Genomic DNA, 7,384 nt, shown 5'->3' on the forward strand with positions numbered 1-7,384 from the left:
AGATTTTGGGCCTCGGCCCACAATCATCCTGCTCGGCTGGCCAGGCGCCCTTCGATGGGCTCCGGCGAACCGAGAGCGAAGAAATCGTCGAAGGAGGCGATCGGAACCTGCTCGGTCAGCTTCGCGAGAAAATCGTCCGATCCGAGCTCTTCCTCGATCGCCTCCACCTCAGCTGAAAGCGGCCGGTCGACGGTGTAAAAAGCCGCATGTTTGCGCACGACCTCAAAGAGCATCCAGGCCACACCCTTCGGTTCATCGCCGAGAATGTCGATCGCCTGGGCAGACAAGAGCGCCTCGAGAGCGGCGAGGCGCTTCAGCGCCTGCATCTGCCGCTCGAAACGCTCGATGACCAGCGGCAGGAAGGCGGCCTCGTCCTCCAGGCCGGCCGCAACGACCAGCGACTGCGCCGAAACGGGACCGGACATCGACAGGACACGCGAGAAGATTTCGCCGGCAAGCTTGATGATCGGCCCGAAGCCGGTGGCAATCCGTCCCGGCGGCACGAGGTTGACCGGGAGGTCGCGCCGCTGGCCGTTGCCGAGAATGACGCAGCGGTTGAAGGCGTTGCGCGCCGCATGCGCCATACAGAGTGCGGCCGATTCGAGCAGGATCGTCACATCGAGCGGAAGCGAACCGCCTGATGTCATCACCCGGCCCTCGACGACGACAGGATTGTCGTCCGAGCGTCCGGTGGCGGCAAGGATCTTGTGACCGGTCGAAAGCAGATTTTCGATGACGGCGCCGAACACCTGGGCGATCATGCGCAGGCTGAGCGGATCCTGCACATGCGTTGCAACCGGCCAGTCCCATTCGTCCGAGGCGTTGCAGAGCCAGGCGCCGATCAGCGCCTCGCGCGCTGTGCCGACATGGCGCACTGCCTTCCATGGATCGCGGGAGGCGCCGAGCGCGCCGGCCGCCATCATCCCGGTGGCGAGCAGGATGCGGATCGAGGCCGCGGCATTGCGCGTCGTTTCCGCTGCCGCCGCAAAGCTCACCGCATTGACGCTCAGCGAAGCGAGGCTGTCGCGCGGCGCCATCCGCACCGGTTCTATCCCCGCTGCCCGGAAAGCGTCGGCCGCCTGCATCCGGCTGCCGCGGTAGACTGCTTCGCCGACGCCGGTCAACACCGCGCCGATCTGTCCCATCAGGCCGATATCGGCGCAGCCGATCGAGCCGGTGCGGCGCACGACTGGGATGAGATCGGCCTCGAGCATTCTGATATAGGCCTCGATCAGCTCCGGCGTGCAGCCGACCTGGCCGGTCAGCGCCGTGTTGACGCGGATGGCCATGGCGTTGCGCACCACATTGCAGGAAAAGGGTGTGCCGGTGCCGAAGTGATGGGCGCGCACCAGGCCGAGATTGAAGGTGTCGAGTTCGTCGGCCGACCACTCAACGTCCTTCATGGCGCCGACGCCGGTCGTCGATCCGTAAACGGGCGTGCCTGAAGCAATCGCGTCCTCGACGATCTCGCGCGCAATCGCGATGCGGGCCATGCCGGTCGGTGAAGCCGAAATCCTCGCCTTGCCGGCACCAATCGTCACCATCTCGGCAAAACCGAGCGGTCGTCCGGAAAGTTCGATGCCAAGGCGTTCGTGCTGCATGTGCCGTATCTCCTAAACTGCGAGACTAAGCCAGCCCTCCGTCACATGGGATATCCTAAATGCCGAACACAGCATGTTATCGGAATGGTCAGCTCAGCATCCAGGCAATATAGAGGAGCGTCAATGCAATCACCCAGAGCGCGATCCTGCCCGAGCGGTTGTGCCGCGCCTCGGCCTTGCCGATCGCCTCGGCCGTCTGATCGTCGAAACGCAGGCCGTGCTCGCTCATATGCAGCAGCTGATGGTGGAATTTCTCAGTTTTCGCCGCGATTTCCGGCGCGGCTTCGGCGAGCTTGACCGCCGCCTTCAGCCCGTCCTTGAGATCGGTGACGATCCGCTTCGGGCCGAGATTGGTGCGGATCCAGTCGCCGACGACAGGCTCGGAGGCCTTCCACATATTGAAGCGCGGGTTGAGCATGCGCGACACGCCTTCGACCACGACCATGGTCTTCTGCAGCATCACCAGTTCCGGCCGTGTCGCCATGTCGAAGAGTTCGGTCACTTCGAACAGCAGCGTCAGGAGCTTGCCCATCGAGATCGTTTCGGCCGGCTGCCCGTGGATCGGCTCGCCGATCGCCCGGATCGCCTGGGCGAAGCTTTCGACATTGTGGTGGCCGGGCACGTAGCCGGCCTCGAAATGCACCTCTGCGACGCGGATGTAATCGCGGGTGATGAAGCCATAGAGGATCTCGGCCAGGAACCGTCGCTCCTTCTTGCCGAGCCGCCCGACAATGCCCATGTCGACGGCGACGATCAAACCGCCGGCATCGACGAAGAGATTGCCGGGATGCATGTCGGCATGGAAGAAACCGTCGCGCAGCGTGTGGCGCAGGAAGGACTGGATCAGTGTATCGGCGAGCAGGTTGAGGTCGTGGCCGGCCGCGCGCAAGCCCTCGACATCGGACATTCTCGTGCCGTCGATCCATTCCATGGTGATGACGTCGCGCCCTGTGCGCTCCCAGTCGACCTTCGGCACGCGAAAGCCGGGGTCGCTGCCGGTGTTTTCGGCGATCTCCGAAAGCGCTGCCGCCTCTAGGCGAAGGTCCATCTCCACCTTCGTCGTCTGTTCCAGCGTCTTCGTCACCTCGACCGGCCGCAGCCGCCGGCTGGACGGCATGAACCGCTCCTGCATGTGGGCGACCAGATACATTGCCTCGATGTCATGGACAAAACGCTGGCGCACGCCCGGCCGGACGACCTTGACGGCGACCTTCCTTCGGCCTTCTGCCGTTTCGACTTCGGCCGGATGCACCTGCGCGATCGAGGCGGCGGCGATCGGCTCGCCGAAGCTCGCATAGAGTTCGTCGACCGGCCGCCCGAGCGATCCTTCGATACTCGCCTTTGCGGCCGCCGAGGGGAAGAAGGCCATCCGGTCCTGCAACTGTGACAGGTCGTTGGCGAATTCGACGCCGACGACGTCGGGCCGCGTCGCCAGGAACTGACCGATCTTGACATAGGAGGGGCCGAGCCGCTCGACCGCCTGTGCCAGCCGATCGCTGCGCTTCTGATACCGCGCCCTGCCGCGCTCGAATATCGTGACGAAGGATTTGGCAAGCGCGACCGAAGGCGGCAGGCCTTCGGACGGCAGGGCCGACACGACGCCCTCACGCACGAGCACCCAGCCGACGCGCCAGAGGCGGAAATAGGCTCCGAAAGTGCTCATGCAGGCTGGCCTGCTTGTGAAGGCGCGGCCAATCTCTCCTCCCTCATTCCTGTGCTCGTCACAGGAATCCGGCCACCGCGCGTCTGCGCGGTGAATGAGTCAGGAAATATAAAAGAATCTTTTGCAGCCCGGGACCGGGCTGCGCTGGCTTCCTGTGACATCCCTCGGGCAAAACCCGAGGAAGGGAATGAGGGAAAACGTGGAGACTGCATCATTCCCTCAGAGCTTCCAGCCGGAATGCAGCGCAGCGATGCCGCCGGTATAATTGGTGTAGGTGACGCGCGAAAAGCCGGCCTGGCGGATCATCGCCGCGAAGTTCTCCTGGTTCGGGAATTTGCGGATCGATTCCACCAGATACTGGTAGGGTTCGGCATCGCCCGTGATCACCTTGCCGAATTGGGGAATGGCGTTGAACGACCAGGCGTCGTAGATCTTGTCGAGAAGCGGCATGTCGACTTCGGAAAATTCCAGGACCAGCAGCCGTCCGCCGCGCTTCAACACGCGATGGGCCTCAGACAGCGCCTTGTCGATCCTCGGCACATTGCGGATGCCGAAGGCGATCGTATAGGCGTCGAAGCTGGCGGCCTCGAACGGCAGTTCCTCGGCATTCGCCTCGATGAAGGTGAGATTGTCGGAAAGCTTCTTCTTTGCCGCCCGTTCGGCGCCGACGCCGAGCATCGAGCCGTTGATATCGAGCACCGTCGCGTGTGCCTGCCGGCCCGAGGCCTCGATGATGCGAAAGGCGATGTCGCCGGTGCCGCCGGCCACGTCGAGCACCTTGTAGCCCGCCTCCTTACGCGGGTTGAGCGCCGAGATCATCGCATCTTTCCAGACCCGGTGCATGCCGGCCGACATAACGTCGTTCATGATGTCGTAGCGCTTGGCGACCTTGTGGAACACCTGGTTGACCAGGCCCTGCTTCTCGCCGCCCGGCACCTCGCGGAAGCCGTAGGAGGTCTCCATGCCGCCATCGGCGGAAGTGCGGCTTTCTGACATCAGGCTGCTCCGTTCCTTGAAGATCGGCGCGGCGACCGTAGCGAAAGACCGCGCGCGACGTTATCACTGGACCGCGCTCTCCGCGGCACACTGGCGCTATAGCGCACATCGTCCTCGGTTGAAACACGTTCAATAGAGATGGGTTAAGATGCCGGAATTGCCAGAAGTCGAAACCGTCAAACGCGGCCTGGCGCCGGCGATGGAAGGAGCTCTCATTGCCAGGCTGGAACTGCGGCGTAAGGATTTGCGCTTCCCCTTTCCCGATGCCTTGGCGGACAGGGTTTCCGGCCGCACCATCATCGGCCTTGGTCGGCGCGCCAAATATCTGCTGGTCGATCTCGACGACGGCAACACGCTGATTTCCCATCTCGGCATGTCCGGTTCCTTTCGCATCGAGAAGGGCTCCGCCTCCGCAATGGCGGGCGAATTCCACCACGCCCGCTCGAAGGATGAGAAACACGATCACGTCGTCTTTCATCTGCAGGGTCCGGACGGTGCGCGCCGCGTCATCTACAACGACCCGCGTCGTTTCGGCTTCATGGATATGGTCGGACGCGCCGATCTCGCCGCCCATCCCTTCTTCCGCGATCTCGGCCCGGAGCCGACGGGAAACGAACTCGGCGCCACTTATCTGGCCGAACGTCTTCGCGACAAGGCACAGCCGCTGAAGAGCGCGCTGCTCGACCAGAAGAACATTGCCGGTCTCGGCAATATATATGTATGCGAGGCGCTGTGGCGCGCGCATTTGTCGCCGCTGCGTGCTGCCGGCACGCTGGTGACGCCGGGCGGCCGGCCGAAGCAGCAGCTCGACCTGCTGGTCGCCTCGATCCGCGACGTCATCGCCGATGCGATCGCCGCCGGCGGATCGTCGCTGCGAGACCATATCCAGGCCGACGGATCGCTCGGCTATTTCCAGCATTCCTTCTCCGTCTATGATCGCGAAGGTGAGGCTTGCGGCACGCCCGGCTGCGGCGGTACGGTCGCCCGTGTCGTGCAGGCGGGCCGCTCCACCTTCTATTGCGCCGCCTGTCAGAAGTAACAGTGAGAAACCGGGAGAACAGCATGGCTTACGAGACCTTGATCGTCGAAACCCGAGGCACTGTCGGCCTCGTCACGCTGAACCGCCCGCAGGCGCTGAACGCGCTGAATTCTACCGTGCTGAGGGAGCTGAAGCAGGCCTATGCCGCTTTCCATGAAGACGATGCCGTCGGCGCGATCGTGCTCACCGGTTCCGAACGCGCCTTTGCCGCCGGCGCCGACATCAAGGAGATGCAGTCGCTTCAGTTCGCCGATATCTATAAGAGTGATTTCATCAGCGGCTGGGATGATGTCGCCAAGGCGCGCAAGCCGGTGATCGCTGCCGTCAGCGGTTTTGCCCTCGGTGGTGGCTGCGAGCTCGCCATGATGTGCGATTTCATCATCGCTTCGGAGACCGCGAAGTTCGGCCAGCCGGAGATCACCCTTGGCGTCATTCCCGGCATGGGCGGCTCTCAGCGGCTGACACGCGCCGTCGGCAAGGCGAAGGCCATGGATCTGATCCTGACCGGCCGCATGATGGATGCGGCCGAGGCGGAACGGTCGGGACTCGTTGCGCGTGTGGTGGCGCCCGAGCGTCTCATCGATGAGGCTTTGGCCGCCGCCGAAAAGATCGCCGCGCTGTCGCAGCCCTCGGTCATGATGGCCAAGGAGGCGGTCAACCGCGCCTTCGAGACGACGCTGGAGGAAGGGTTGCGGTTCGAACGCCGCCTGTTTCATAGTCTCTTTGCCACGGACGATCAGAAGGAAGGCATGACCGCCTTCATCGAGAAGCGCAAACCTGCCTTCAAGCACCGTTGAATGCTTTTCGGCGCTTGCCGCCGGAAAGCTTGAAAATCCGCGTTGACGTGGGCCGGCTTTAGGGTTATATGCCCGCCCACGGTTCGGAAAGCCGCTCTGGTTTTCCGCGATTGCTCCCGCATTGCTGGATTTGGTGGCCGCAGGGCCCGCGGTAATGGCGGAGTTTGTTCGAATTCTTGAGAGAGGCATCCATGGCCAATACAACTTCGGCGAAAAAAGCGACCCGCAAGATCGCCCGCCGTACCGACGTCAATAAGGCTCGTCGCTCGCGCGTTCGTACTTTCGTTCGCCAGGTCGAAGAGGCCATCGCATCCGGTGACGCCGACAAGGCGAAGGCAGCTTTCCTGGCCGCTCAGCCGGAACTCGCCCGCGCCGCCAGCAAGGGCGTGCTGCACTCCAACACGGCGTCGCGCAAGGTCTCTCGCCTGGCCGCTCGTGTGAAGGCTCTGTCGGTCTCCACGACCGCGTAATAATCCATTAACGACCTCCTCGTTATGATTAGCCCGGTAATTTTACCGGGCTTTTTCGATTCTGCCGAACGGCCTCTGCATGGTGAATCTCACGACTGTTTCGTGTCAGTGCCATGACAGGAAAAAGTGTTCAAAAACAATGACTTGCGCAAGGATGCTTTCTCACTGCGCGACTCTGGCCGAACCTTTGCGGATCAGGGGCGAGTCAAGCAGATTTTTATTTTTTTTCTTTCTTTGCGTGTCAAAATAGCCCGAACGGGGAATCTCGTTGATTCAACTGCGATTCTTTTTTGACGCTGGTGTGACGCCCGAAAAGGGTCGCTGGAGTCAATGGCCGCATCTTAATTTTGCGTAAAATTCATCGTTGATCTTGCCATTTGATCCTGCCTAAATGGCGTCCAACAGAGGGCGCGGACATCACCTGTAGAGTTCGGTCTTAACTGCCACGTCGGCAGGGCGATGAATTTGTGCCATCTGTTACGGAGCCTTGCGCTTCCGTTTTTTCAAGCACTTGACGGATTTGGGCCGTAACGTGGCTGTTACGGGGCAGGGACGTTTTGTGCCTATGGCAATCACACGTTTAGCGTGAGGCTGCCGGATAGGGGATAGTAATATTGCGTTCGGGCTGGTCGGCCGAAAACGAGGATTGACCGACAGCTTGGCATGGAAAGCCGATGAAGGCGCCGCATGAACGCGGTACCTGCAACGGGCTTCTGTGCCGTGTTTGAGTGAACCGGCAGGCGGGTGGCTTCATGAGGATGCCGCCAGCCCGTCAAAGCGGGGAATGATCGGGCGGCTGTTTTAGCGGAGGCCGCCCG

Annotated in this window: 6 protein-coding genes; 3 read left to right on the forward strand and 3 right to left on the reverse strand. The window is 62.2% G+C overall.

Features of this window, described 5'->3' with window-relative positions:
* Positions 1 to 23: 23 nt before the first annotated feature.
* The 3 genes from NL154_RS22780 to ubiE form a co-directional block, all read right to left on the reverse strand.
* Positions 24 to 1,601, reverse strand: coding sequence for an aromatic amino acid lyase (locus tag NL154_RS22780; protein WP_434733389.1), 1,578 nt, complete (start codon positions 1,599 to 1,601; stop codon positions 24 to 26).
* An 88-nt stretch (positions 1,602 to 1,689) separates the two neighbouring features.
* Positions 1,690 to 3,264 carry a 2-polyprenylphenol 6-hydroxylase gene (gene ubiB, locus NL154_RS22785; protein ID WP_434733390.1) on the reverse strand — a complete coding sequence of 525 codons (1,575 nt, stop codon included), beginning with the start codon at positions 3,262 to 3,264 and terminating at the stop codon, positions 1,690 to 1,692.
* Positions 3,265 to 3,483: 219 nt separating this feature from the next.
* Positions 3,484 to 4,260 carry a bifunctional demethylmenaquinone methyltransferase/2-methoxy-6-polyprenyl-1,4-benzoquinol methylase UbiE gene (gene ubiE, locus NL154_RS22790; protein WP_221145797.1) on the reverse strand — a complete coding sequence of 259 codons (777 nt, stop codon included), beginning with the start codon at positions 4,258 to 4,260 and terminating at the stop codon, positions 3,484 to 3,486.
* Positions 4,261 to 4,408: 148 nt separating this feature from the next.
* On the opposite strand from ubiE, the gene mutM reads away from it, so the two are divergent.
* From mutM to rpsT, 3 genes are all read left to right on the forward strand, one after another.
* Positions 4,409 to 5,299, forward strand: a complete 891-nt coding sequence (gene mutM, locus NL154_RS22795) for a bifunctional DNA-formamidopyrimidine glycosylase/DNA-(apurinic or apyrimidinic site) lyase (protein WP_210629465.1) — start codon at positions 4,409 to 4,411, stop codon at positions 5,297 to 5,299.
* A gap of 23 nt (positions 5,300 to 5,322) precedes the next feature.
* Complete coding sequence (locus tag NL154_RS22800) at positions 5,323 to 6,096, forward strand: enoyl-CoA hydratase (RefSeq protein WP_434733391.1); 774 nt, start codon at positions 5,323 to 5,325, stop codon at positions 6,094 to 6,096.
* Positions 6,097 to 6,287: 191 nt separating this feature from the next.
* Positions 6,288 to 6,566 (forward strand): 30S ribosomal protein S20, encoded by a 279-nt coding sequence (gene rpsT, locus NL154_RS22805; RefSeq protein WP_064800423.1) that lies wholly within the window; start codon positions 6,288 to 6,290, stop codon positions 6,564 to 6,566.
* Positions 6,567 to 7,384 lie beyond the last annotated feature (818 nt).

The sequence above is a fragment of the Rhizobium sp. YTUHZ044 genome, from assembly GCF_051123975.1.
In the GTDB taxonomy this organism is placed as follows: domain Bacteria; phylum Pseudomonadota; class Alphaproteobacteria; order Rhizobiales; family Rhizobiaceae; genus Rhizobium.